Source organism: Corynebacterium glutamicum ATCC 13032, from assembly GCF_000011325.1.
In the GTDB taxonomy this organism is placed as follows: Bacteria; Actinomycetota; Actinomycetes; order Mycobacteriales; family Mycobacteriaceae; genus Corynebacterium; species Corynebacterium glutamicum.
In genome coordinates, this window is the sequence record NC_003450.3 from 847540 (window position 1) to 874048 (window position 26509).

At 53.8% G+C, this 26509-nt stretch carries 19 protein-coding genes, 1 tRNA gene, 3 rRNA genes, 1 pseudogene and 1 riboswitch; of the genes and pseudogenes, 14 read left to right on the forward strand and 10 right to left on the reverse strand.

All coding sequences use genetic code 11. The features are described 5' to 3' along the window. Nucleotides 1-187: 187 nt before the first annotated feature. Nucleotides 188-487 (forward strand): annotated as a pseudogene (locus CGL_RS04035) (transposase); the annotation flags it as partial. Nucleotides 488-812: 325 nt separating this feature from the next. Beyond that, nucleotides 813-886: transfer RNA gene (locus CGL_RS04040), tRNA-Met, on the forward strand. A 70-nt stretch (nucleotides 887-956) separates the two neighbouring features. Here CGL_RS04040 and CGL_RS04045 read toward each other — a convergent pair. The 3 genes from CGL_RS04045 to CGL_RS04055 form a co-directional block, all read right to left on the reverse strand. After that, entirely contained in the window at nucleotides 957-1784 is an 828-nt protein-coding gene (locus CGL_RS04045) for a siderophore-interacting protein (protein ID WP_011013902.1), read from the reverse strand. After that, on the reverse strand, nucleotides 1784-2704 hold the full coding sequence (locus CGL_RS04050; RefSeq protein ID WP_011013903.1) for an iron-siderophore ABC transporter substrate-binding protein: 921 nt from the start codon (nucleotides 2702-2704) through the stop codon (nucleotides 1784-1786). Before CGL_RS04050 ends, CGL_RS04045 begins: the two co-directional genes overlap by 1 nt. Before the next feature lie 165 nt (nucleotides 2705-2869). Next, on the reverse strand, nucleotides 2870-3460 hold the full coding sequence (locus CGL_RS04055; RefSeq protein ID WP_011013904.1) for a vitamin K epoxide reductase family protein: 591 nt from the start codon (nucleotides 3458-3460) through the stop codon (nucleotides 2870-2872). A gap of 351 nt (nucleotides 3461-3811) precedes the next feature. Here CGL_RS04055 and CGL_RS04060 point away from each other — a divergent pair, with 351 nt between their 5' ends. From CGL_RS04060 to CGL_RS04095, 8 genes are all read left to right on the forward strand, one after another. After that, complete coding sequence (locus tag CGL_RS04060; protein WP_011013905.1) at nucleotides 3812-4828, forward strand: siderophore ABC transporter substrate-binding protein; 1017 nt, start codon at nucleotides 3812-3814, stop codon at nucleotides 4826-4828. 250 nt (nucleotides 4829-5078) lie between these two features. Continuing rightward, complete coding sequence (locus CGL_RS04065) at nucleotides 5079-6080, forward strand: ABC transporter permease (protein WP_003863480.1); 1002 nt, start codon at nucleotides 5079-5081, stop codon at nucleotides 6078-6080. After that, nucleotides 6073-7188: an iron chelate uptake ABC transporter family permease subunit gene (locus CGL_RS04070; RefSeq protein WP_003863478.1), complete on the forward strand. Its 1116-nt coding sequence runs from the start codon at nucleotides 6073-6075 to the stop codon at nucleotides 7186-7188. Before CGL_RS04065 ends, CGL_RS04070 begins: the two co-directional genes overlap by 8 nt. Beyond that, the gene (locus tag CGL_RS04075; RefSeq protein WP_011013906.1) at nucleotides 7185-7940 is read left to right on the forward strand and encodes an iron ABC transporter ATP-binding protein; all 756 of its coding nucleotides are present in this window, start codon (nucleotides 7185-7187) and stop codon (nucleotides 7938-7940) included. Before CGL_RS04070 ends, CGL_RS04075 begins: the two co-directional genes overlap by 4 nt. A gap of 637 nt (nucleotides 7941-8577) precedes the next feature. Continuing rightward, nucleotides 8578-10102: ribosomal RNA gene (locus CGL_RS04080) — 16S ribosomal RNA — on the forward strand. A 391-nt stretch (nucleotides 10103-10493) separates the two neighbouring features. Further along, nucleotides 10494-13573, forward strand: a 23S ribosomal RNA gene (locus CGL_RS04085). Nucleotides 13574-13686: 113 nt separating this feature from the next. Beyond that, a 5S ribosomal RNA gene (rrf, locus tag CGL_RS04090) occupies nucleotides 13687-13803 on the forward strand. Together the 16S, 23S and 5S rRNA genes form the textbook arrangement of a ribosomal RNA operon. Before the next feature lie 249 nt (nucleotides 13804-14052). Next, on the forward strand, nucleotides 14053-15216 hold the full coding sequence (locus tag CGL_RS04095) for a pyridoxal phosphate-dependent aminotransferase (protein WP_011013907.1): 1164 nt from the start codon (nucleotides 14053-14055) through the stop codon (nucleotides 15214-15216). Here CGL_RS04095 and CGL_RS04100 read toward each other — a convergent pair. From CGL_RS04100 to CGL_RS04110, 3 genes are read right to left on the reverse strand one after another with little or no spacing between them, the layout of a single operon-like run. Then, complete coding sequence (locus tag CGL_RS04100; RefSeq protein ID WP_011013908.1) at nucleotides 15211-15852, reverse strand: DUF3239 domain-containing protein; 642 nt, start codon at nucleotides 15850-15852, stop codon at nucleotides 15211-15213. The two genes, CGL_RS04095 and CGL_RS04100, sit on opposite strands and share 6 nt — an antisense overlap. Before the next feature lies 1 nt (nucleotide 15853). Further along, nucleotides 15854-17527 carry a DNA repair helicase XPB gene (locus CGL_RS04105; protein ID WP_003858302.1) on the reverse strand — a complete coding sequence of 558 codons (1674 nt, stop codon included), beginning with the start codon at nucleotides 17525-17527 and terminating at the stop codon, nucleotides 15854-15856. 49 nt (nucleotides 17528-17576) lie between these two features. Beyond that, a complete protein-coding gene (locus CGL_RS04110; protein WP_011013909.1) occupies nucleotides 17577-19778 on the reverse strand; it encodes a helicase-associated domain-containing protein in 2202 nt (733 codons plus the stop codon). A 65-nt stretch (nucleotides 19779-19843) separates the two neighbouring features. Between CGL_RS04110 and CGL_RS04115 the strand changes: the two genes are divergently transcribed. Then, a complete protein-coding gene (locus CGL_RS04115) occupies nucleotides 19844-20035 on the forward strand; it encodes a hypothetical protein (RefSeq protein WP_003858306.1) in 192 nt (63 codons plus the stop codon). A 225-nt stretch (nucleotides 20036-20260) separates the two neighbouring features. Here CGL_RS04115 and rpf1 read toward each other — a convergent pair whose 3' ends face one another. After that, nucleotides 20261-20842 (reverse strand): resuscitation-promoting factor Rpf1, encoded by a 582-nt coding sequence (gene rpf1, locus CGL_RS04120; RefSeq protein ID WP_003862355.1) that lies wholly within the window; start codon nucleotides 20840-20842, stop codon nucleotides 20261-20263. Between the two features lie 6 nt (nucleotides 20843-20848). Then, nucleotides 20849-21017, reverse strand: a riboswitch (cyclic di-AMP (ydaO/yuaA leader). A 381-nt stretch (nucleotides 21018-21398) separates the two neighbouring features. Between rpf1 and CGL_RS04125 the strand changes: the two genes are divergently transcribed. Further along, nucleotides 21399-21782, forward strand: a complete 384-nt coding sequence (locus CGL_RS04125; RefSeq protein WP_003858310.1) for a cold-shock protein — start codon at nucleotides 21399-21401, stop codon at nucleotides 21780-21782. Between the two features lie 54 nt (nucleotides 21783-21836). On the opposite strand, the gene CGL_RS04130 is transcribed toward CGL_RS04125, so the two are convergent. Genes CGL_RS04130 through CGL_RS04140 form a run of 3 tightly spaced genes read right to left on the reverse strand, consistent with a single transcriptional unit; the run spans nucleotide 21837 to nucleotide 23880 of the window. Then, nucleotides 21837-22364 carry a DUF2771 domain-containing protein gene (locus CGL_RS04130; protein WP_003858312.1) on the reverse strand — a complete coding sequence of 176 codons (528 nt, stop codon included), beginning with the start codon at nucleotides 22362-22364 and terminating at the stop codon, nucleotides 21837-21839. An 11-nt stretch (nucleotides 22365-22375) separates the two neighbouring features. Further along, nucleotides 22376-23203 (reverse strand): glutaminyl-peptide cyclotransferase, encoded by an 828-nt coding sequence (locus CGL_RS04135; RefSeq protein WP_042383007.1) that lies wholly within the window; start codon nucleotides 23201-23203, stop codon nucleotides 22376-22378. Then, on the reverse strand, nucleotides 23179-23880 hold the full coding sequence (locus CGL_RS04140) for an aminotransferase class IV (RefSeq protein WP_011265629.1): 702 nt from the start codon (nucleotides 23878-23880) through the stop codon (nucleotides 23179-23181). Before CGL_RS04140 ends, CGL_RS04135 begins: the two co-directional genes overlap by 25 nt. Before the next feature lie 450 nt (nucleotides 23881-24330). Between CGL_RS04140 and CGL_RS04145 the strand changes: the two genes are divergently transcribed. After that, nucleotides 24331-25674 (forward strand): NCS2 family permease, encoded by a 1344-nt coding sequence (locus tag CGL_RS04145; protein WP_003862359.1) that lies wholly within the window; start codon nucleotides 24331-24333, stop codon nucleotides 25672-25674. After that, nucleotides 25674-26504 (forward strand): TrmH family RNA methyltransferase, encoded by an 831-nt coding sequence (locus tag CGL_RS04150; protein ID WP_003862361.1) that lies wholly within the window; start codon nucleotides 25674-25676, stop codon nucleotides 26502-26504. Before CGL_RS04145 ends, CGL_RS04150 begins: the two co-directional genes overlap by 1 nt. Nucleotides 26505-26509 lie beyond the last annotated feature (5 nt).

Genomic DNA, 26509 nt, shown 5'->3' on the forward strand with positions numbered 1-26509 from the left:
CAGCAAGATTTGGTCAAAATCAGGATATCTTGTGGTCTAATGCACCATGGGGTAGAAGGAAAGGCGGGTAAGAGATTGCGCGGATAGGAAGATACAGGGGGCCACGGTGGGGTGGTGAACAAGAGCAGGCACGAGGCCTGGTAGATACGGATTCGACCAAGAAAACGTACACCACTCAGGAGCACTCGTGCTTGCCCTTCCATCCTCTATCATCGACCCCCTCTGGTGCCAGTTCGCCGCGCTGATCCCACCCGTGACCGACACCCACCCACTTCGGTGCCACCGCCCACGCATCCCGGACCGGATCATCTTCGACAAGCTCATCCAGGTCCTCGTCCTCGGCGCCTCCTATGCCAAGATCGCCGACACGACATGCTCGGCCACCACCTTGCGCACCCGCCGGGACGAGTGGATCACCGCTGGCATCTTCGAGCAGCTGGAACAGATCTGTTTGGAATTCTACGACCGTATCGTCGGACTCGATCTCTAAGTTCGGATTGGCTCGAATTGTCGCATTGTGCGCCGACTGAAGCGCCCTGTCTATCCCTACCTGGTGCCGAAAAAGTTGCTCGGTGAGCATCAAACGGCTAGGTGTCCGTCGTAGAGACAGGTTTTCTTAGCGATTATCTTGAAGAGAATGTGGCTACTATCCATGCTAGTTGTGTTGCGGAGCTGTGGGAATTGAACCCGGAACCTCGGTTTTCCACTGGGAATTCGCCAATAATTGGTAAAAAATAATAATGGGTGTACAGTGATCATCGAAGCAAACAGCGAAAGCATGTTGTTTCAACATATGTAGCAATACATAGCGTCGCGGGGTGGAGCAGCTCGGTAGCTCGCTGGGCTCATAACCCAGAGGTCGTAGGTTCGAATCCTGCCCCCGCTACTAAGATTCCAAAACCCTCTTCAACTTTTGTTGAAGAGGGTTTTGGCGTTCTGGGGTCTGAATCTGAAAGCTAGTCTACGGTTCGTCGGCCGTATTTCCAGTAGCCGAGGAAAGTGATTCGTGAGGAATCAACTCGGTAGCTGTTGATTAGTTCTTTGCGAATGAAGCGCACCATGCTAGTTTCACCGGCGATCCAGAAGTGTACTGAAGGATCTGCTGCATTGGCTGAAGCCCATTGGAAGACCTTTGCTTTGTAAGCGTCGATGTCTTCGAAAGTGAGCTTGGTGGAGCTATCGGCGATCAATACATCATCTTCTAGGCTGTCTACGTGGAGGAAAACCGTAGTAGGTACTTTTGATTGATTGACGATATTTGCGATCGCGGGAGCTGATGCACAATCGCCGATGAGACAGAGGCGATCGATCGCAGAAGTCGGATGATAGGTGATTCCGTAGCCGGTTTCTCCTGCGCGTACGTCAGGGCCGGTGATGATTAGTTCATCGTCAACACTGCAGTTCTTTGCCCATCTGGATACTGGTCCCGAAGGGTTGTGAAGATAGATATCAATGTCTACTTCGCATAGTTCGGGTCGGACCGCAGATGGGGTGTAGGTGCGCAAGATCGGTCGTTGGTCCGCTGGAAAAGACTTAGCACGAGGAAGCCACGTTGTCGGTGGGGGAGTGGGTTCGTCGAGAATTCCGAAATCTGGGATGTTCCCAGCCGGGCTTGGAATGATCAGTTTGATGCGTTGGTCCAAACCCCACTGGCCAAAGAATCGGAGCTTGTCACCAGTGACGGTGATCCGCATGAAGCCGGGACTAAGCCGTTGCTTCTGCGAGATCTGCACGGGGAAGGCACTGTATTCCCACTTGAGCTGATCGGGGAGAGCTGTGGACATTATTGCTGTGCGTCGAGGAAGGCATCGATGTCTTCCAAGACTTTGCTGCCGCCAAGTGGACCGACGCCAGATACCCAGTAGCTGGTATCGACAAGGGTGAGTGATGGGAACTGTTCGCGGTTTTCTCGGATTACTTCGGGGAGCTCATTTTCATCGGTGACATCAGTTGCGGTGACAAAGACGTAGTCGGCGGTGGCGAGCATGAAGTTCTCAGGAGCGATGTCGGCCTGGAGGTCATCCTTCCATTCCTGATCAGGAATGGTGAGTCCTGCGCACTCCAAAGAGCTGCCGGCAAATGAGGTCGGGCCGTATAGGCTCATGGTTTGCTCGTCGCGGGGACGAATCATGTTGACGGTCTTACCTTCGACATCATGCTCGGACTTGATCTCTTCGCACTTGTCATTAAAGCCTTGGATGAGATCCTCGGATTCCTGCTTCTTGCCCAATGCATCGCCGATGAAGACGACATTGTCTTTCCACGGATCAACATGGGTTGTCATGAACACGGTTGGGGCGATGGATTCGAGGCGGTCGTAGATTTCGGCGTGGCGGGAATCGGTGCCCAGGATCAGGTCGGGCTCGAGAGCAGCGATCGCTTCGATATTTGGCTCAGAAACGGTGCCGACAGGCTCGATTCCATCGACGCCGAGATATGCAGGAATACCAGTGACGTTGTTGGCGACAGCTGCACCCACTGGGGTGATTCCGAGGGCGATTGCGGTGTCTAGCTCAAGTGGCTCGAGGACAACGACGCGCTGAGGATTTTCGGGAACTTCGGTTGTTCCGTGAGCGTCTGTGAATTCGCGAGTCGCAGAGCTGGTGGATGCTTCCTCTTCTGAGCTGGAGGAACAAGCAGTAAGAGGTAGTGCTGCTGCGAGAAGCACGATCAGTGCGGAGGAGAGTTTTCTGCGAGATGACATGGGCTGTGAATATCCTGACTTTAGATTGAAAAAGATTAGGCAAACCTTACAGCTTCGGTCAGGTGTGTGTAAATAGGGGAAAACTTAGACGTGGGGGTGGGCGTCGGCAAGCAAAAAAGACCGGCACAACCGCAAAGGTTGCGCCGGCCTGAAAGCCTTAAATGCCTAGAACATGTAGCGGAATGACCACACAGCTGCGGCTGCGATGAGCAGCAGCCAGACGATCGCGATGACCCACTTGTATTTGTACAGTGCGTTGACGAACGTGCTGTCGGAGCCGCTGAAAGTTTTCACATTCCATGCAGTGACCAGCACGAACATGATGATCGATACGGTCCACACGCCCATGCAGTAAGGGCAGAGCGCGCGGATGACGGACATGGATTGGTAGGCGAGCCAGTGGCAGAACATCATGGCAAAAGTGAGTCCGGCCTGGGCGCCGAACCAGAACCAACCGCGGAACCCGCCGCCCGCGAGGATGCCGGCGCCGATGATGGCGACAGCGGCGAAACCGGCGATGCCGATGAGCGGATTCGGGATGCCGAACGCGTTAGCTTGGCCGGAACGCATGACATCGCCACAAGCTAGGACTGCATTGAAATCGCAGCTGGTGATGTGACCGGGATCCTCGAGGATGGCAAGTTTTTCGGCCATGATGATCACCGACAAAATGAGGCCGATTATTCCGCCGATCATGAGCACCCAGCCAAGCCAAGTTGGGGCCTTGGGTGGGGCGTTGTGGATTTCGGTAGACACGGGGAGACCTCCGGGTGGGAAAACGTTTGTTGACTGACGATTAATCTTAAGTCTTTTGGCTTGATTTCTTGTGCTGTGCGCCGAAGTTCACAGGCTAGCTATACAGAAAGTGCCAAATTAGACAGGTTTTCGCTACAGAAAGCGTAATGCCCTTCATAAATTTATGCAGGGGTGACAGGGTTAGCTAAGACCTGCGCGTATGCAACGAAAATATGTGTCTTAAGTCGCAAAGGTTTGGCTTGGTTAACTAGCTGTGTTAACTTTCATCTTTAGGTAACCTAACCTCACTAAAACTCTGGGAATACTCTGGCAGTTTTGGTGGATTATTTTTATAGACTTTCAAAGGACGACATGGTGAAAAACCGATTCAAGCTAGTTTCAATCGCAACTGTTGCTGCCCTGGCGCTCGTTGGCTGCTCTTCCACCGACAGCACCTCTTCCGAGTCTTCTTCCGCTGCAGAGTCAACCGCTGCAGCTAGCACCCTGACTATCGAAGACAACCACGGCACCGAAGGGATCTCCCTGCCAATCGAGGGCGTCGCTGCGACCGACAACCGCGCATTCGAACTGCTTGATCGCTGGGGTGTAGAGCTCGTTGCAGCTCCACTTCAGCTGGTTCCATTTACCGTTACGGGCTACACCGAAGAGGGCGGCGTCGCTAACCTTGGCTCCCACCGCGAGCCAGACCTGGAAGCACTTGCTGCTGCACAGCCTTCCCTGATCATCAACGGCCAGCGCTTCGCTCAGTACTACGATGACATCATTGCCCTGAACCCTGACGCAACCGTTGTTGAGCTAGACCCACGCGATGGCGAGCCACTTGACCAGGAGCTTATCCGCCAGGCTGAAACCCTCGGTGAGATCTTCGGCGAAGAAGAAGATGCTGCAAAGATCGTTGCTGATTTCGAGTCCGCACTTGAGCGCGCTAAGACCGCATACGCAGCAATCTCCGACCAGACCGTCATGGCAGTTAACGTTTCCGGCGGAAACATTGGCTACATCGCTCCTTCCGTTGGACGCACCTACGGCCCAATCTTCGACCTGGTTGGACTCACCCCAGCACTCGAGGTTGGCAACGCGTCCTCCGACCACGAGGGCGACGACATTAACGTCGAAGCAATCGCAGCTGCAAACCCAGACCTGATCCTGGTCATGGACCGCGATGGTGGCACCAGCACCCGCAACGAAGCTGATTACGTTCCAGCAGAGCAGATCGTCTCCGACAATGAAGCACTGGCAAACGTCAAGGCTGTCACCGACGGATACGTTTACTACGCACCTGCAGATACCTACACCAACGAAAACATCATCACCTACACCGAGATCCTCAACGGCATGGCAGATATGTTCGAGAAGGCAGCTCAGTAGGGGATCGATCCCACACTGACCCCTAAGTAATGCGCAAAGTTTTATGCGTAAAAATTTCTTAGGTTAGGCTCTAATATGAAAGGCTGTCTTGTAAAGAACAAGGCAGCCTTTTTACTTGTCTTAAATAAATATTTTGAATTGAGAACCAAGACCTCGTTTTGGCCGCAAGTTCTCGTTAGTTAAAAACTGTAGGAAACCAGGTTCCACACATGACACACAATCGGTTTAACAGGGAAGGGGATCGGCACTGATGGCAACACCAGCATCGGCTCCCACTTCCGAACCACGTCTCAAACGCACCAGAGCCAAGCTTTTTGATTGGAAGCTTCTCATCGGCATCATTTTCGTCGCCGGCCTCGTGGTGCTTTCCCTCCTCACCGGCCAATACGACATTTTCGGTGGCGATGATGGCCAACTGATGTTCGAGGCAGTTCGCATCCCGCGTACCGTTTCCCTCATTTTGTCCGGTGCAGCAATGGCGATGTGTGGCTTAGTCATGCAGCTGTTGACCCAAAACAAATTCGTGGAACCCAGCACCACAGGAACAACCGAATGGGCAGGTCTTGGCCTCCTCTTCGTGATTTACTTCGTGCCAGCCGCGACCGTTTTGGATCGCATGCTCGGTGCCGTGGTGTTTTCCTTCATCGGAACCATGGTGTTCTTCCTCTTTCTACGCCGAGTAACACTGCGTTCCTCATTGATCGTCCCGATTATCGGCATCATGCTCGGTGCCGTGGTGTCATCGATCTCCAGCTTCTTCGCCTTGCAATTCGACATGCTCCAGCAATTGGGAACATGGTTTGCGGGTTCCTTTAATACAGTGTTCCGCGGACAGTACGAAGTGCTGTGGATCGTTGTCATCGTCGTTATTGCAGTGTTCTTCTTCGCAGACCGGCTCACCGTAGCTGGCCTTGGCGAGGAAATCGCGACAAACGTGGGTCTCAATTACAACCGCATGGTCCTTATCGGAACTGGCCTCATCGCCATCGCAACAGGTGTGGTCACCGTCGTGGTTGGTAGCCTGCCATTCCTCGGACTCATCGTGCCCAACGTTGTGTCCATGTTCCGTGGCGATGACCTGCGCTCGAACCTGCCATGGGTATGCCTAACCGGCATCGCGATCGTAACCATTTGTGACTTGATCAGCCGAACCATCATCGCGCCTTTCGAAATTCCAGTTTCAGTAATCCTGGGCATCATCGGCGCAGTGGTCTTCGTGATCATGATTGTGAGGCAACGTGGCCGTGGATAAAGATATTGAAAACCGCACCTCAGACCTTTCTCGATGGGAAACTATGGAGGAATCAGCAACGGTCGAGGGACGCACCGATGTCGAACTAGCATCAGCGCCGAGCAAACGACGCACCTCAGGTGCATTCCAAACAGCGCGCGCCAAGCGCCGCTACTGGATCATCATGGCCGCGCTGCTGGTCACCGCGCTTGCCTTCACCTGGGGCCTCATTTGGTACAAGAACCCGATGCCCGTTGGGCATCCGGCCTTCGCGCTGATTGCAGAACGACGCATGGAGTCGGTCTTTGTCATGCTGATTGTTGCGGTTTGCCAAGGCTTTGCGACGGTTGCGTTCCAGACCGTCACCAACAACCGCATTATCACGCCGTCGATCATGGGCTTTGAATCTCTCTACACACTGATTCATACCTCCACAGTGTTCTTCTTCGGCGCAACTGCACTGCTGGCCACCAGAAATCTCGAAATGTTTGTCGGCCAGCTGGTGATCATGGTTCTTTTGACCTTGGTCCTCTACACCTGGCTGCTTTCCGGAAAACGCGGCGATATGCACGCCATGCTGCTTGTCGGCATCATCATTGGTGGCGGACTCGGATCCATCTCCACCTTTATGCAGCGCATTCTGACCCCATCAGAATTCGATATTCTTTCCGCCCGACTTTTCGGATCAGTAAACAACGCGGAAACCGAATACTTCCCAATTGCTGTTCCACTAGTAGTAGTGGCGTCCGTCTTGTTGCTGCTAAGCTCTCGACGCCTCAACGTTGTAGGGCTTGGCAAAGATGCCGCAACCAACCTTGGAATTAATCACCGACGATCCTCCATTTACACACTGGTTCTCGTCTCTGTATTAATGGCAGTATCCACCGCACTTGTCGGACCGATGACATTCCTCGGATTCTTGGTCGCGACCTTGGCATATCAATTCGCCGACACTTACGACCACCGATACATCCTTCCGATGTCCGCACTCATCGGATTCGTCGTACTCAGCGGCGCTTACTTTGTCATGAACCACGTGTTCCGCGCACAAGGCGTCGTGTCCATCATTATTGAGATGGTCGGCGGTACCGTCTTCCTCATCGTCATCCTCAGAAAGGGCAGACTGTGATTACGTTAACTAATGTCCGCAAGGAATACTCCAGCGACGTTGCCATCGGCCCCGTCAACCTTGAGATCCCAGCCGGCGGCATCACCGCGTTGGTCGGCCCAAACGGTGCAGGCAAGTCAACACTGCTCACCATGATCGGTCGACTCCTCGGCATCGATGAAGGCAACATCACCGTAGCCTCCTACGATGTCACCTCAACCGCATCCAAAGATCTGGCCAAGATCATCTCCATCCTGCGCCAGGAAAACCACTTTGTTACCAAGCTGACCGTGCGCCAGCTCGTAGGTTTCGGACGCTTCCCATATAGCAAGGGCCGGCTGACGGAAGAAGACGAGGGAATCATCTCCCGCTACATCGACTTCTTCAATCTCACCGAACTCGAAGACCGCTACCTCGACCAGCTTTCCGGCGGCCAGCGCCAGCGCGCCTATGTCGCCATGGTGCTGTGCCAAGAGACGGACTACGTGCTTCTCGACGAACCCCTCAACAATCTTGATATCGCACACTCGGTGGAAATGATGAAACACCTCGAGAATGCTGCAGCCCAATTTGGCCGCACCATCATCGTGGTTCTTCACGACATCAACTTCGCCGCGCGCTACGCCGATTACATCGTGGCCGTAAAGCACGGAATGATCGAAAAAGAGGGAACACCTGAACAGATCATGAAAAACGAGATCCTTTCAGAAATCTTCAATACAGAGATCGAAGTTATTGAAGGACCACACGGCAAGATTGCTTGCTACCACTAAATGAAGAGAAATAAGCCGACATTTGATGTCGGCTTTTTCTTTTTTCTCGGGCTATTTGAGCTTGAGTCGGGCGGAAAGCGCTTCAACCTGCGGATTTGTAGAAAATCTGGGAGTAACGTACATTTAAACGCACACCAGCAACGTGGCCAAGAGGTTACAAGCTGGTTAAGACATGCAGAATGATTAAAAAAGAAACTTTGACTTTTTTAAATCGACTCTGTAAGGTCAATCAAGCTGCTAGGGGAGCAAGTACAAACATTGTATCTTGTTTTCAGAGTGTGCGTATGTTGTTTGAGAACTCAATAGTGTGCCATTTATTATTTTTGTCACTACCACAACCACTTAGGTTGTGGTGGGTCATGCCGGGTGGTGGATCGCCAATTTTATCCATCACTGTAAACAATAATCTTATTGTTGGCATGATTTTGTGGGTCTGCTTGTTCCCCGTCAAGGGACTAGGCCCACGTTGAAGACACGATGATCCTTATGTGGGTTGTGGTGTTTTTTTAGAATCATTATTTTTTGATAATGCCAGTAACACCCCATTATCTGATCGCACTGTGTGTGGTTGGTGGGGGTGTTGTTGTTTTTGTCAGGTGTTGGGCTTTTCACGGCCTGAACAATCTATTTATTGTTTTTTGTGGAGAGTTTGATCCTGGCTCAGGACGAACGCTGGCGGCGTGCTTAACACATGCAAGTCGAACGCTGAAACCGGAGCTTGCTTTGGTGGATGAGTGGCGAACGGGTGAGTAACACGTGGGTGATCTGCCCTACACTTTGGGATAAGCCTGGGAAACTGGGTCTAATACCGAATATTCACACCACCGTAGGGGTGGTGTGGAAAGCCTTGTGCGGTGTGGGATGAGCCTGCGGCCTATCAGCTTGTTGGTGGGGTAATGGCCTACCAAGGCGTCGACGGGTAGCCGGCCTGAGAGGGTGTACGGCCACATTGGGACTGAGACACGGCCCAGACTCCTACGGGAGGCAGCAGTGGGGAATATTGCACAATGGGCGCAAGCCTGATGCAGCGACGCCGCGTGGGGGATGAAGGCCTTCGGGTTGTAAACTCCTTTCGCTAGGGACGAAGCCTTTTAGGTGACGGTACCTGGAGAAGAAGCACCGGCTAACTACGTGCCAGCAGCCGCGGTAATACGTAGGGTGCGAGCGTTGTCCGGAATTACTGGGCGTAAAGAGCTCGTAGGTGGTTTGTCGCGTCGTCTGTGAAATCCCGGGGCTTAACTTCGGGCGTGCAGGCGATACGGGCATAACTTGAGTGCTGTAGGGGAGACTGGAATTCCTGGTGTAGCGGTGAAATGCGCAGATATCAGGAGGAACACCAATGGCGAAGGCAGGTCTCTGGGCAGTAACTGACGCTGAGGAGCGAAAGCATGGGTAGCGAACAGGATTAGATACCCTGGTAGTCCATGCCGTAAACGGTGGGCGCTAGGTGTAGGGGTCTTCCACGACTTCTGTGCCGCAGCTAACGCATTAAGCGCCCCGCCTGGGGAGTACGGCCGCAAGGCTAAAACTCAAAGGAATTGACGGGGGCCCGCACAAGCGGCGGAGCATGTGGATTAATTCGATGCAACGCGAAGAACCTTACCTGGGCTTGACATGGACCGGATCGGCGTAGAGATACGTTTTCCCTTGTGGTCGGTTCACAGGTGGTGCATGGTTGTCGTCAGCTCGTGTCGTGAGATGTTGGGTTAAGTCCCGCAACGAGCGCAACCCTTGTCTTATGTTGCCAGCACATTGTGGTGGGTACTCATGAGAGACTGCCGGGGTTAACTCGGAGGAAGGTGGGGATGACGTCAAATCATCATGCCCCTTATGTCCAGGGCTTCACACATGCTACAATGGTCGGTACAGCGAGTTGCCACACCGTGAGGTGGAGCTAATCTCTTAAAGCCGGCCTCAGTTCGGATTGGGGTCTGCAACTCGACCCCATGAAGTCGGAGTCGCTAGTAATCGCAGATCAGCAACGCTGCGGTGAATACGTTCCCGGGCCTTGTACACACCGCCCGTCACGTCATGAAAGTTGGTAACACCCGAAGCCAGTGGCCCAACCTTTTAGGGGGGAGCTGTCGAAGGTGGGATCGGCGATTGGGACGAAGTCGTAACAAGGTAGCCGTACCGGAAGGTGCGGCTGGATCACCTCCTTTCTAAGGAGCTTTATTAACCCACATCAGACTGTGTCTGGTTGGTGGGTTGTTGGTGTTGGAACCCGTATGTGGTTGCCATCAACATATTTTTAATCGGGTGGAGATGACCCCTCGGGTGACAACAACACAGCAAACAGTGCTGTGATTAATAGGTGGCATGCTGTTGGGTGTCTGGAATGACATCGCAAGCATCACCTTTTGGTGGTGTGTGTGGGTTGTTTCTAACATCGAGCATCGTCAACACGGGTAGAGAATGTTGTGTTCTTTGGTTGTGGTGGGGGTGGTGTGTTGTGTGAGAACTGTATAGTGGACGCGAGCATCTTTATTTTTTTGTTTTTTGTTGTGTGATACCGAACGCGCCCGCACTTTGTGTGTGGGTTATAGTATTTTGTTTGTTGTTTTGTAGGGCACACGGTGGATGCCTTGGCATATCAAGCCGATGAAGGACGTGAGAGGCTGCGTTATGCCTCGGGGAGTTGCCAACTAAGCGTTGATCCGAGGATGTCCGAATGGGGAAACCCAGCCGCAGTGATGTGTGGTTACCTGCCAGTGAATGTATAGCTGGTGTGGAGGTTTACACGGGGAAGTGAAACATCTCAGTACCCGTAGGAGAAGAAAACAATTGTGATTCCGTTAGTAGTGGCGAGCGAACGTGGATGATGGCTAAAACTTATGTGTGTGATACCCGGCAGGGGTTGCATGTAGGTGGTTGTGGGGCAATGACGTTCATATTCTGCCGGATGTGGGCATGTGCTGCGTGGTTAGTGGAAGTGGTGTGGAAACACCTGCCGTAGAAGGTGAGAGTCCTGTACACGAAGATCATGGTGGTGTGTGTGGTTGTTGATACCCCGAGTAGCAGCGGGCTCGTGGAATCTGCTGTGAATTAGCCGGGACCACCCGGTAAGCCTGAATACTTGATATGACCGATAGCGGATTAGTACCGTGAGGGAATGGTGAAAAGTACCCCGGGAGGGGAGTGAAATAGTACCTGAAACCGTGTGCTGTCAATCCGTCAGAGCATCCTTTGTGGTGTGATGGCGTGCCTTTTGAAGAATGAGCCTGCGAGTCAGCGGCATGTCGCGAGGTTAACCCGTGTGGGGTAGCCGTAGGGAAACCGAATCCTAACGAGGGTGTTTTAGTGGCATGTCTTGGACCCGAAGCGGAGTGATCTACCCATGGCCAGTGTGAAGCAGCTGTAAGAGGTTGTGGAGGCGCGAACCCACTTAGGTTGAAAACTGAGGGGATGAGTTGTGGGTAGGGGTGAAAGGCCAATCAAACTCCGTGATAGCTGGTTCTCCCCGAAATGCATTTAGGTGCAGCGTCGTGTGTTTCTTGCCGGAGGTAGAGCTACTGGATGGTTTAGCGGGACCAACATCTTAGCGACATCAGCCAAACTCCGAATGCCGGTAAGTTAGAGCACGGCAGTGAGACTGCGGGGGATAAGCTTCGTAGTCGAGAGGGAAACAGCCCAGATCGCCGGCTAAGGCCCCTAAGGGTGTGCTAAGTGGAAAAGGAGGTGGGGTCGCGAAGACAGCCAGGAGGTTGGCTTAGAAGCAGCCATCCTTGAAAGAGTGCGTAATAGCTCACTGGTCGAGTGATTCCGCGCCGACAATGTAGTGGGGCTTAAGTACACCGCCGAAGCCGCGGCAATGATCTTTATAGGATTGTTGGGTAGGGGAGCGTCGTGCATGCGTTGAAGCTTTGGGGTGACCTTGGGTGGAGTGTGTGCGAGTGAGAATGCAGGCATGAGTAACGAATGATGCGTGAGAAACGTATCCGCCGGATGACTAAGGGTTCCTGGGTCAAGTTAATCTTCCCAGGGTGAGTCGGGGCCTAAGGCGAGGCCGACAGGCGTAGTCGATGGATAACGGGTTGATATTCCCGTACCCGAGTATGAGCGACCATGGTGAATCAGTGATACTAACCACCCATAAGCACCCGCGAAAAGGCTTTGCTTTTTTGTGGTGTGTGGTTGCGTGGGACCTGATCTGGTAGTAGCTAAGTGATGGGGTGACGCAGGGAGGTAGCTCAGCCACTTATTGGATTGTGGTGTAAGCGTGTGGCACGCAGTGTTGGTAAATCCGCACTGTTTTTGTGTGAGGCGTGATGCGGAGCCCGTAAAGGGTGAAGTGGGTGATCCTGTGCTGTCGAGAAAAGCCTCTAGCGATGTTGATATTCGGCCCGTACCCTAAACCGACACAGGTAGTCAGGTAGAGAATACTAAGGCGTTCGGGTGAACTGTGGTTAAGGAACTCGGCAAAATGCCCCCGTAACTTCGGGAGAAGGGGGGCCACGGCGTGTGAACAACTTTTCGTTGGGAGCGTGTTGTGGTCGCAGAGAATAGAGGGAAGCGACTGTTTACTAAAAACACAGGTCCGTGCGAAGACGTTTAAGTTGATGTATACGGACTGACGCCTGCCCGGTGCTGGAAGGTTAAGAGGACCGGTTAGCCGTAAGGCGAAGCTGAGAATTTAAGCCCCAGTAAACGGCGGTGGTAACTATAACCATCCTAAGGTAGCGAAATTCCTTGTCGGGTAAGTTCCGACCTGCACGAATGGCGTAACGACTTCCCTGCTGTCTCAACCACAGGCCCGGTGAAATTGCAGTACGAGTAAAGATGCTCGTTACGCGCGGCAGGACGAAAAGACCCCGGGACCTTCACTATAGCTTGGTATTGGTGTTTGATTCGGTTTGTGTAGGATAGGTGGGAGACTGTGATCATATGACGCTAGTTGTGTGTGAGTCGTTGGTGAAATACCACTCTGATCGGATTGGATGTCTTAACCTTGGCCCATGATCTGGGTTGGGGACAGTGCCTGGTGGGTAGTTTAACTGGGGCGGTTGCCTCCTAAAATGTAACGGAGGCGCCCAAAGGTTTCCTCAGCTTGGTTGGTAATCAGGTGGTGAGTGTAAGTGCACAAGGGAGCTTGACTGTGACACTGACAGGTGGAGCAGGGACGAAAGTCGGGACTAGTGATCCGGCACCTACTTGTGGTTGTGGTGTCGCTCAACGGATAAAAGGTACCCCGGGGATAACAGGCTGATCTTCCCCAAGAGTCCATATCGACGGGATGGTTTGGCACCTCGATGTCGGCTCGTCGCATCCTGGGGCTGGAGTAGGTCCCAAGGGTTGGGCTGTTCGCCCATTAAAGCGGCACGCGAGCTGGGTTTAGAACGTCGTGAGACAGTTCGGTCTCTATCCGCCGCGCGCGTTGAAACTTGAAGGAAGGCTGTCCCTAGTACGAGAGGACCGGGACGGACGTACCTCTGGTGTGCCAGTTGTTCCGCCAGGAGCAGGGCTGGTTGGCTACGTACGGGAGGGATAACCGCTGAAAGCATCTAAGCGGGAAGCCTGTTTCGAGATGAGGTTTCTTTTGAGGTTCCCTAGAGATTATGGGGTTGATAGGCCAGATCTGGAAGCACTGTGAGGTGTGGAGGTGACTGGTACTAATTTACCGATAACAACAAACCATTACGGTTTGGTGTAACGCAACGTAACGAAAACAGAACAATATGTGTTCGCGTCCATTATGCAGTGTCTGACACAGCACAACCAACCTTTGGTTGGTGTGGTGTGTGGTTGTGTCGGTGGTGATAGTAGCAGGGAAACGCCCGGTCCCTTTCCGAACCCGGAAGCTAAGCCTGGTTACGCTGATGGTACTGCACTCGGGAGGGTGTGGGAGAGTAGGTTACCGCCGACCAAAAACTTAAAATAGTATGGATAAGCCCAGAAACACTGTGTGTTTCTGGGTTTATTCGTGTTTGAGGGGGTGTGGTGGATACACATGGTTGTGTGTTCACCGCACCCTCTCTTTTTTTGTGTTTGTGGGGGTCTTGGGCCCCTTGTGCACGCGGCACGCACGCTGGGGGCAAGCGTCGACAAGCACAAACTTTTTGCTTAATTGAATCCTTTGCGCACCAATCAATGGGGGATCAAATATAGTAGCTGCATGAGTAATGACTTCGTCGTTTCTAGGCTTAGACCCTTTGGTGAAACGATTTTTGCAACCATGACCCAGCGAGCTGTTGAGGCGGGTGCAATCAATCTTGGTCAGGGCTTTCCTGATGAGGATGGTCCTCGTCGGATGTTAGAGATCGCGTCGGAGCAGATTCTCGGGGGAAATAATCAGTATTCGGCGGGGCGTGGGGATGCTTCGTTGAGGGCAGCTGTGGCTCGTGATCATTTGGAGAGGTTTGATCTGGAGTACAACCCTGATTCGGAGGTGTTGATCACGGTGGGGGCCACTGAGGCGATTACGGCGACTGTGTTGGGTTTGGTGGAGCCTGGGGATGAAGTGATCGTTTTGGAACCGTATTACGATGCGTATGCGGCGGCTATTGCGTTGGCGGGGGCGACGCGGGTGGCGGTTCCTTTGCAGGAGGTGGAGAACTCGTGGGATGTGGATGTCGATAAGTTGCATGCGGCGGTGACTAAGAAGACGCGGATGATTATCGTTAATTCGCCGCATAATCCGACGGGTTCGGTGTTTTCTAAGAAGGCGTTGAAGCAGTTGGCGGGTGTTGCTCGTGCGTATGACTTGTTGGTGTTGTCAGATGAGGTGTATGAGCATCTTGTTTTTGATGATCAGAAGCATGTGAGTGTCGCGAAGCTGCCCGGTATGTGGGATCGCACGGTGACGGTGTCGTCGGCGGCGAAAACGTTCAATGTGACTGGTTGGAAGACGGGGTGGGCGTTGGCACCGGAGCCGTTGTTGGAGGCGGTGTTGAAGGCGAAGCAGTTTATGTCTTATGTGGGGGCTACACCTTTTCAGCCGGCTGTGGCGCATGCGATTGAACATGAGCAGAAGTGGGTGTCAAAGATGTCTAAGGGGCTTGAGCTCAAGCGGGATATTTTGCGTACTGCGTTAGATAAGGCGGGGCTGAAGACTCATGACAGTATGGGCACGTATTTCATCGTTGCGGATATTGGGGATCGTGATGGTGCGGAGTTCTGTTTTGAGTTGATTGAGAAGGTTGGGGTGGCGGCGATTCCGGTGCAGGCGTTTGTGGATCATCCGAAGAAGTGGTCGTCGAAGGTTCGTTTTGCGTTTTGCAAAAAAGAAGAGACGCTCCGCGAAGCTGCGGAGCGTCTCAAGGGGATTAAGAAACTATAGTTTGAACAGGTTGTTGGGGGTCTTTTTAACGTCCTCCAACTTGCCGCGGTTCTTTTCTAGTTTGGCCCAGAGTTCGTGGGGGATAGTTTTCTCGGCTTCACGGATGATGTCTTTGTCCGTGGTGCCCCAGGTAATTGGCATGGGGCTGATTTCATCCCAGTGGTCTTGGTCTTTGACGGTGCGTCGGCCGGTGATTGCGACGGATGGGATACGTTCGCCGAGGCGACGTTCGTGTGCTCCGACGCGAACGATCGTGCGGGTGGCCAATGCCCACTCTGGTTTGGCTTCGGGGTTCACATTGCGGTTGACGAGTGCCAGGAGGACCACATCGCGGGGGTTTACTTCTGCGATGATGGCGGGGGCTAGTTCGTAGTCATCGTAGAGCGTTTGTGCGTTGCCCATTTGGCGGGGGATCACAGGAATCATGATGAAGCTCAACAGGGCGAGGAAGACCATGACGATGGCGATCATCCACATCCACACTGCTCCGTTAGAAAACAGGTAGACGGCTACGGCTCCGCCGCCGAGGATGAGTCCAAGGCACAGTGCTGAGATCTGGAGTCGCTTTGCGTCGCGGAGGATTTCGTTGTTCTTCTTGGCGTAGGATTCGTCCACGTCGAAGGAGAAGTTGTGCACGTTATAGCTCTTTCTTGGGTAGTGGGAAGAGGATGTCGTCGGCGTCGAGGATGCGGTATGCGTAGCCTTGTTCGGCGAGGAATCGCTGGCGGTGGGCTGCGTATTCGGTGTCGAGGGTGTCGCGGCTGACGATGGAGTAGAAGTGGGCTTCGCTGCCATCGTGCTTGGGTCGCAGGAGGCGGCCTAAGCGTTGGGCTTCTTCTTGTCGGCTGCCGAATGTTCCAGAGACCTGGATGGCTACGGATGCTTCGGGCAGGTCGATGGAGAAGTTCGCCACTTTGGAGACAACCAGTACGGAAAGCGAGCCGGAACGGAATTGATCAAAGAGGGCTTCACGCTTTTTGTTGGGCGTTTTGCCGTCGATGACTGGTGCGTTGAATTCTGCACCTAGTTCTTCCAACTGATCGAGGTATGCGCCGATGATCAGCGTGGGCTTACCAGCGTGCTCTTCGAGGAGTTTGCGCACCACGGCCACCTTAGTGTGGGCAGTGGCGGCTAGACGGTAACGATCTGCCGACTCGGCAGTCGCGTACACCATGCGCTCAGCATCGGTCATGGTGGATCGGATTTCTACGCAGTCGGCGGTGGCGATGAACCCTTGGGACTCGAGGTCTTTCCATGGTGCGTCGTAACGCTTGGGGCCGATCAGGCTGAAGACATCGCCTTCTCGTCCGTCTTCGCGCACGAGGGTGGCAGTCAGTCCGAGGCGTCGCCTGGATTGCAGGTCGGAGGTCATGCGGAAAACGGGGGCGGGAAGAAGATGGACTTCGTCGTAAATAATTAAGCCCCAGTCGCGGGAATCAAAAAGCTCGAGAGCTTTGTATTCGCCTTTGGTACGCCTGGTGACTACTTGGTAGGTGGCGATGGTGACGGGTCGGATTTCTTTGCGTTCGCCGGAGTACTCACCGATTTCGTCTTCGGTGAGTGTGGTGCGGCGAAGAAGTTCGTCTTTCCACTGTCGGCCGGCCACGGTGTTGGTGACAAGGATCAAGGTGGTTGCCTGTGCGCGAGCCATGGAGGCTGCACCGACCATGGTTTTACCCGCGCCACAAGGCAGCACGACTACGCCGGAACCGCCTTCCCAGAAGGAATCGGCTGCCATTTGCTGATAATCGCGCAGCGACCAGTCTTCAAATTCAGTGGAGAGACCAATGGGGTGGGATTCACCGTCCACATATCCCGCGAGATCTTCCGCTGGCCAACCGACCTTGAGCAGTTCCTGCTTGAGGCGCCCGCGTTCTGACGGATGGACCACGATGGTTTCAGGATCCACTTGTGCGCCCAGCATGGGTTTGATCTTTTTGTGCCGGGAGATTTCCACCAGGATCGCAGGTTCGCCAGATTCAAGGATCAGCCCGTGTGCGGGGTGACGGTGCAGGCGCACACGTCCGTAGCGGGACATCGTCTCTGCGATGTCGATCAGGAGCGCTTGCGGAACGGGGAAGCGTGAAAAACGCTCCAGCATGTCCACGACTTGTTCGGCGTCGTGGCCTGCGGCGCGCGCGTTCCACAACGCCAGAGGGGTGATGCGGTAGGTGTGAATATGCTCGGGTGCACGCTCGAGCTCTGCAAAAGGTGCTAGAGCTATGCGTGCTTCGCCTGCTTGGGGGTGATCTATTTCTAGCAGGACTGTCTTATCGGATTGGACGATTAAAGGTCCATCGCCAAAAGCCACGAAATGCTTCTCCTAACGAGGTTTAAACGTCCATTATGTCACTTCTAGGCTAGTTATCCACTATTACTTCTGTGATCCTGTGCAACATGAAACGATGCACCGCACCTGTGGCTTCATCCACAGCGTCCACCTGCCCGGCGTTGACGGTTAAAGGCTTGACGACGCGGTGCACGGCCACGCCTTGCTTATCGACGAACCCCAACGTCACCGTGCGCTGCCCTCGCACTGCAGCCTGCAGCACCGAAAGAGTTGGCTGTGTGGAAACAGTTCCTTGAGATGCTGAATTTTCCCGTCGGATTGCTTTGACTGCTGCCTGTACCCGGCTTTCATCCAGTGCCGGAACAACTGGTGGTGGGGAAGCTGCGGGCACACGTGCAGGGGATGGCGAGATATTCAGACTTGCGCCTTCGCCGTCTTCTGCCACAGGTTGGAACCCGGCAGCACGCAGCACAGTGATCACCTGAAGCAGGGGTGCTTGAGCAATCGCAACGGTGGGAGCGATCTGCCGAAGCGCCACATCGGCGCCCGCCTCCACTGCGGAATGCAGCAAAGCGGGATCGTCGCTACGGATATAGGACAGTGCAGGGCCGCCTCGGAGGGTGCCGTGCTTTCTGGCGATATCGCTGAGCAAATAGCCCACAGATTGGGGCAGATCTGTCATGGAATGTTCTTTGAGAAACTCCAAGATTTCCGGGGTGGTGAGCCCAAGATCCAGAGCATGCCTGATGGATTTCTCGCTGAGTCGATACACCGAGGCCAAACCAGGTGATTCCAACGATGCGATCGAATCCATGGTTTTTTGCATCGCAGGGGTTAGTGGTCCTGGAACCATGATGGTGAAATCGCCTTGCACGATGAAATTCTCCACCGGCGCAGGAGCCTTGATTACCTCCGTAGGGTTTTCGCCATCAATTAAGGCCTGACCCGCTGCGGTCACGCCTTGAGAATATGCTCCGATCCACTGGGCTTCCTGTACCAGCTGTGTGATGGTGTCAGGATTCATCCGACTCGCCGCAAGGGGATAATGGAATGCTAAATCCGCGTGCAGATTGTCCACTAAAACCCTAGATAAAGAGGACAGGATCTTCGCACGAGCATCAGGAAGCGAATCAATGATGCTTGTTTTACTGAGAACATGGATCGGCTTGTCCTTATCATCAGCCCGACCCACCAACCACGGCGCGTAAGTTTGCTTCCACCAACCAGACATCAACGTGCCCAATTGGTGCGCCAGATCATATTCCATCCATTCGTCAGCCAGCGGGGTGGGAGCGACGTAATCGCCGCCATCATCATCCATGGGCAATGGATCGGGCACGCCTTTACGGATTAGACCGCTGGCCATACCCAAACTCAGTAGACGTGCCAGCTCGGTCTCATCAAGGTCTAATTCCTTGCTCAGGCGAGTCACCACGCGCACACCGAGGGCTCCGACTTTCAGCGTGGGGGCGGGAACGTGGCTGAGGGCGTCGATAAGCAATCGCATGTGCCGCACCACCTCAAGGCCGGCTGCAATGCCGCCATCATTCGAACCTGGCGCCGCCGTGCGCGGAATTGGGCGCACCTGAGCGGGCAGCTGCTCGCGGCCCTCAATCACACGCCGCACCATCGCCGGCAGGCGCACGGTCTGCTCATCCACGCGCGCCAACAACCCCGACGCCAGCAACTGCGGAATCGGCCGCGACGGATCCGCATCAGGCGCCGCATCGCGCGTCAGACCGAAGCCACCCGAGGCCGCAAGCGTGTGCAAAAGTTTGCGGTGCCTATCAGAAAGCTTATCGACGCTTTCCCTCACCTGTTCCTCACTCTGCCCGCGATCACTTACCTCCGGAAGCAACCGCCAATGAACAGGCAACGCAGGCATCGTCTCCTGAGCAATCATCAACTGGTCATCGCCATAAACCAACGCGAAATTTTTCAGCGTGGCAAGAGCCGCACCAATCGTGTCTTGCGCTGGAAGATCCTCTGCCAACGCCACATGCAAATATTCCACCACTTCGGGGGCAGTAACCGGGTGGAGTTCACCACCAAGGTTGGCCACGGCCTCCAACACACCAAGTTCCAACGCATTGAGTTTCAACACCGCGCGAATCGCAGACGCCCTCAGCTGTAAACGCGCAGCAAGAGAGGCCAAATTAGGTGGTAAAGGGAGAACCGTATCGGGTCGATTTCTAAGGATTGTGGAGAGCTGATCATCACTTTGAGTATCCAACCACCCCTTGAGGGTGGGGATGGGGGAGTCTTTTTTCATGATGTTGTTAAGTTTAAGCCTTGTTGAGGTGACTTTTGTTCCCAGAGTTTGAAAGAATGTATGACATGGCAAACGTAGAGAAGAAGCACTTCGTCGATCCGGCATGGCCGGAGCACAATCCAGCTGACGGACACGTCGTTACTGAACTCATCTCCAAGGTCGCAGGCGCGTCCAGCCCATGGGGCGATGACAAGGAATTCCCAGTTTCTGCAGAAGAGACCGGATACGTTCACCCGTACACCCGGATCAACCGCTAAGAAACTTAAAAAAGAGGCAACCCGTTTCGGCGGTGTTGCCTCTTTTTTCATGCGGTTTTTCTACTGGGCGTACTTTCGGCACCAAGGTTTCGGCAAAATGGTGGCCAAAATCAGGAAATCTTGGTGCCCAATTCACAAAAGGATGACTGGCGCGTCGTGAAATGGCATGCAAAAAGGGAGGGAACCCGTTTAAGGTTCCCTCCCTTTTAAAAAGTGCAGCTAGATTTAGCCGACGAAAGCGTTGTAGTAAGACTCAACCTCAGCTGGAACGGTGATGCCGTACTGAGCGAGGGTGCCGGTGACAGCGCCGTAGGTGGACTTGATGGTGTTCAAGTCGGTGGAGCCAACTGCGATGTTGGCTGCAGGAGCGTTGTACTCAGCAACAGCTGGTGCAGCTGCAGCTGGCTCTGGGGTGGAGGTGGTAGCGGAGAGGTCACGCTGGGTTGGAGCGGAGTTCAGTCCAAGGGAAGCGGAGCAAGCAGGCCATGCGCCCCAGCCCTGACCAGCCAAGGTGCGCTCTGCAACAGCGATCTGCTGCTCACGGGTTGCCTGGTATGCGTAGGTAGCGAACTCCTGGCCGCCGTAAGCAGCCCAGGTGCTAGCGGAGAACTGCAGACCACCGTGGTAGCCGTTACCGGTGTTGATTGCCCAGTTACCACCGGACTCGCACTGTGCGAGGCGATCCCAGTCGGAATCAGGTGCAGCAGATGCAGAAGGAGCCATGATGGTTGCAGCAGCACCGAAAGCGATGGTGGAAGCTGCGAGCTTGGTGAACGCGGAGCTAGTCTTAGTGGAGTGACGTCCCATGAAAAGTTTTCCTCTCATTTGTCGCCGTCGAGGTTAGCTGTCGGGTTAGAGCGGAGGAGTTGCTCTGCCAGTGGATGTCTGGCTTCACCCCAAGGAGTTGGCCTCCATGCCTTCTTTTGTGAAAAGATGGTGGGTGGTTTCCCCGTCCCTGTCTGCAATATGGCCCACATGAATGCGGGAGTTTGTGGTTTAAAGTTCTGTTGCACCAAGGAGGTTGTTCAACTTCCGACCCCAGACAGGGTTTGGCGATGAGCCGGACTTGCAGATGAACTGTTGCGGTGCCTGGGATACACGGTAACCCGAAGGTCACGATTGTGTCACGTTATTTACGAAATCTATATCAATCTGACTTTGGTGCGACCTTGAAGTCGCAGGTCATCCCGCCTGAATCATCGGGTGTGATTTATGTTACATATTTGGAATATTTCGGGTAGCGATGTAACTTTCCGGGAAATTTTTACCGCGATGCTTGCGGTGTATAATAATTTCTTCTGGTCAAAAATAGTTGATCAATTTGAATCAGCATATGAATTAGGAATGAAAGTGGTGAGGACAAGTGCCTGTCGGAACAGTGAAGTGGTACGACGCGGAGCGTGGTTTCGGCTTTGTCTCCAATCCAGGTGGTGAAGATTGCTTCGTAGGTAAGCAAGTACTTCCCAAGGGAGTCACCGAATTGCACAAGGGACAGCGAATCGATTTTGACTTCGCCGCAGGCCGTAAGGGCCCTCAAGCACTTCGAATAAAGATTCTTGAAACTCCACGCAGGCGTCCACAGCACAAATACAAGCCAGAAGAGCTCAACGGAATGATCTCTGACCTCATCACGCTTCTAGAAAGTGGAGTGCAACCAGGCCTTGCCAAAGGGCAATACCCGGAGCACAAAGCTGGAGCGCAGGTAGCAGAAATTCTTCGCGTTGTTGCGAAGGAGCTTGAGTCTTAAAACAATAAGGAGAGGATCCGAAAACGGATCCTCTCCTTATTGTTTGTGAGTGAGTTACTCGTTCATCGTGGATAGCGACCACGTGACGGTGTAAGGGCTTTCCTCACCATTTTCATCCTCACCGATCATCACAGCGGACACTTCCACTACGACCAGACGTGGGCGCTCCGCACCCTCTTCGGTTGGATCCACAGAACCAGGAACGGTTGCCTCGGTGGCGTCGTAACTGGTGTGGTAGAACTCGTCATTTGCAGCCGGATCATCATAAATGGTCAACAAGTACCAGTCATGATCATGAATTGCCTCTGGAATCGTCAGGTGCAACTCTTCATCAGCACCAACTTCCAGCGTTGGCACCTCGTTCTCTTCGCATTCAACACCTGGTTCACACATGCTGAATGGGAATACCTCGATTTCACCAGCGGGAGAAGATGCTGAGATAGAGATCTCTTGGGGGAGTGGCTCTGGGCGATTGTTCCACCATTGCTGGAACACCACAGACAAAATCACCACCAATAACACAGCAACGATAAGGCTGAGAATCTGAATGAGGTTTTTACGCTTGGTCTTCCGGCTTGCCATGAGTCTTGATTCTAGTCAGCAGGGACGAATCTAACCTCATAGAGGTCAGGCCAACGCTTACCAGTGATATAAAAACGATCGGAATCCGGAATATGTGCAATGCCGTTGAGCACATTGTTTGTATCTGGTGTGGCGTTGTTAGGAATATTTGAGGCATCGATCACTGCGGTGACTTCGCCGGAGTTCGGATCGATTCGCATGATGTCTGTATCGAGGAAAATATTGGCATATACCTCGCCATCAACGCATTCGAGCTCATTGAGGTTCCCAACCGGAGAGCCGTCTAGTGTCACATCTACAGTGCTGTTCTCTGCAAAGGTTTCCGGATCCCTAAAGGTGAGGGTGGAGCTTCCATCAGAGGTGATGAGGGCATCGTCAGTTGAGCAAATTCCCCACCCCTGGCCATTATATGAAACGCGATCTAACTCCTCGAGAGTATCTGCATCACGCTTGAAAGCGACACCTTCATTCCATGTCAGCTGCCAGATGGCATCACCAGACTTGGTGATGCCTTCACCGAAGAATTCTGGATCAAGCGATTGGGAAACAGATTCCTGGCCATCAACGGAGCTGCGATAGATTCGGGAACCACCGTATTGGCCAGTTCCCACAATCAGCTCGTCGCCATCTAATTCCAACCCCTGAGTAAACGAGGTGGAATCAAAAGAGTGGGTGGAGATAATTTCTGGAACCAGATGCTCAACGACAGCCTCTGAATCTGTTGGAGGAGTGGAACACGAAGCCAAAGGGAGGCTGGAGAGGATCGCTATGGATGCAAGCTTTTTCACAGCCCCGAGAATAACAGTCGAGCGACCTACACTTGCTGTGCAGTGCTCCATAGGTAGTCATTGACTTCAGAAAACGTCGGCACGAAAGCTGCCACAGGTCGCGTTTCTGAGACTGGGAATTTGGAACCGTATTCGAGCCATGCAGCGACGCGACGGATGCCGGACAAAGAATCCACCAGCCACACTTCCGAAGAGCGCAAATCATTGATGTTGAAGCCTTGCTCTCGAGGCTTTGCATTACAGCCTTGTTCCTGCAGGTAGGCAATGACCGTTGATTCCAGAACAGACGGCAGCGACCTGGGGTGCGTGGAATGAAACACGGTGTCGCCCTTAATCGCCAAGAGAGAGGCATTGATAGCCATGATCACCTGGCCGGACTCGTCGACAAGCAATCCATCATCGGCGCCCTGGCGGCGGCTGTTTGCGGTGGCCGTGTTCTGCCACGCGATATCGTGGCCTTTAATCTTTGGATGTAGGCGCTCATCGCGGTGGCCGTGGGTATCAAGGGTGACCAGTGAATTTAACTTGCGGGGCGGGCGCAGCTCGACGTTATAGTGGTTATTTTCAATCGTGACAGCTGCCTGAACACTGCCCGGAGCTTCACGCAATTGAGTGATGATGCGATCATGGAACTGTGAAGCAGTAGGGGCTGCCGCCTCGAGGCGATCGATGTGGCCCTGAAGATTGCGGATGTGTCCGTCAACCATGAGAAAACTTGTGGTCACCACGACGTGTAGTTAGACCTTCCGGAATCGAAAAAGCTGGTGAAAGTGCATTTTATTTGAGATTATCACCCTACTAGCCAAACTGCGGATTTAGCGTGTCCACCCCTTGAGTTACAGTGTGGGCGTAGGTGAAATTGGTTTGGGCCACTGGGGTGGGTTTTTGGTGGGTTCATCACTTTTAGGCGGTGGACTTGCCCCATCTGGTAGGCAGATGGAAAAATTCTGTTGCGCTAAAGGTTTCAGCTAAAAGAAGAATCCTTGCTAGTGGAATCAGCTGAGTTTTCCACGAGTTTTCCAGCTTTCTCACAACTTGAATAGAAATTGAGGTATCCGGCAATGACGTCAGGGAAATCAACGAGTACTAGGGGAGCCCTAGACCGGTATTTCAAAATCTCGGAGCGAGGATCAAGCATTGGCACGGAAATCCGTGCAGGTGTGGTCACATTCTTCGCGATGGCCTACATCATCATCCTCAACCCCTTGATCCTTGGCACCACCCCTGACGTAGAGGGCAACACCCTAGGCATCGCACAGGTTGCAGCGGCAACAGCGCTTGCCGCTGGTGTCATGACCATCGCGTTTGGTTTGATTGCGCGTTATCCATTCGGCATTGCTGCTGGCCTGGGAATTAACACCATGGTCGCCGTGACACTGGTTTCAGGTGAGGGCCTGACCTGGCCGGAAGCAATGGGACTTGTGGTCCTTGACGGTGTGGTCATTGTTATTTTGGCTGTGTCCGGCTTCCGTGTTGCTGTGTTCCGTGCGATCCCAGCATCCATGAAGGCGGCCATCAGCGTGGGTATCGGCCTGTTCATCGCCATGATCGGCCTCGTGGATGCAGGCTTTGTTCGCCGTATTCCAGATGCTGCCGGTACTACTGTGCCAGTGACTTTGGGCATTGATGGTTCCATTGCGTCTTGGCCAACGTTCGTGTTCGTTGTCGGTGTTCTTCTCTGTGGCATCCTTGTTGTCCGTCGAGTTCGCGGTGGACTGTTTATCGGCATTTTGGGAACCACCATTTTGGCGATCATCGCAGAAGCAATCTTTGATTCCGGTGCGTCCTTTGAAAATGGTGAAGCAAACGCAGAAGGCTGGTCACTCGCCGTTCCTGGTCTCCCAGACTCCTTCGGTGGCATCCCGGATCTTTCCATCGTCGGCGCAGTTGATTTGATCGGTGCGTTCAGCCGCATCGGTGTGGTCGCCGCGACCTTGCTGATCTTTACCCTGGTCCTTGCAAACTTCTTCGACGCCATGGGCACCATGACCGCTCTTGGTAAGCAGGGCAACTTGGTTGATGATGAAGGCAACCTTCCAGACATTAAGAAGGCACTGGTTGTGGAAGGCGCAGGTGCCATTGTCGGTGGTGCTTTCTCTGCATCCTCCAACACCGTGTTCGCTGACTCTTCTGCAGGTGTTGCAGACGGCGCACGAACCGGCCTTGCCAACGTGGTCACCGGCTCCTTGTTCTTGGCTGCCATGTTCTTGACCCCACTGTATGAAATCGTCCCCATCGAAGCAGCAGCACCAGTGCTTGTAGTTGTTGGCGCGATGATGATGGGGCAGGTTACCGAGATTGATTTCTCCAAGTTCTACATCGCATTCCCAGCGTTCTTGACCATTGTGATCATGCCTTTCACCTACTCCATTGCAAACGGCATTGGCGTTGGATTCATCATGTACGCCATCATGGCTGCAGCGGCAGGCAAAGCAAAGCAAGTGCACTGGCTGATGTGGCTGGTCGCTGGACTCTTCGTCGTGTTCTTCGCGATTGATCCCATCATGGAAGCTGTCGGCTAATGACAACGCGCACGGTAATTTCTGATCCCGCAGATCCTCGTCTGGATGATGTCCGCGATCTCAACCATTCCGATTCCCGGCCAGACCTACCCGGTGGCAAAGGCCTTGTTGTTGCCGAAGGTCCGTTGGTGGTTGGTCGGCTTCTGGAATCGCGTTACCCAGTGCGTGCGATCGTCGGGTTTAAAAACAAGCTGGATTCTTTCCTCGACAGCATCGATGCATCCCTTGTTGAAGGCATCCCAGTGTATGAGGTATCCCGCGAGCTCCTCGCAGAGGTCGCAGGTTTTGATATGCACCGCGGACTTCTGGCGACAGCCGATCGCACCGAGGAAGCAAGTGTTGCGCAGGTTCTAGAAAACGCCCGCACCGTGGTGGTGCTGGAAGGCGTAGGCGATCACGAAAACATCGGATCCATGTTCCGCAACGCAGCAGGCATGGGCGTTGACGCCATCTTGTTCGGCAACGGTTGTGCCGATCCTTTGTATCGACGTGTCGTTCGAGTCTCAATGGGCCACGTGCTCCGCCTGCCGTTCGCACACTTGGAAGGCACCTACACCACGTGGCAGCGCAGCTTAGAGCAGCTCAAAGAAGCCGGATTCCACCTCGTTTCACTCACCCCAGATCCAGAGGCGGAACACCTCGAAGATGCGCTCGCAGGCAAAGACAAAGTGGCTCTACTCGTGGGCGCTGAAGGCCCAGGCCTGACCGAGCATGCGATGCGCGCCACCGATGTCCGCGCCCGCATCCCGATGGCGCCGGGTACCGATAGCTTGAACCTGGCTACCTCGGCGGCGATTGCGTTTTATGAACGGGATCGCTCACAGCGTTAAGTAAC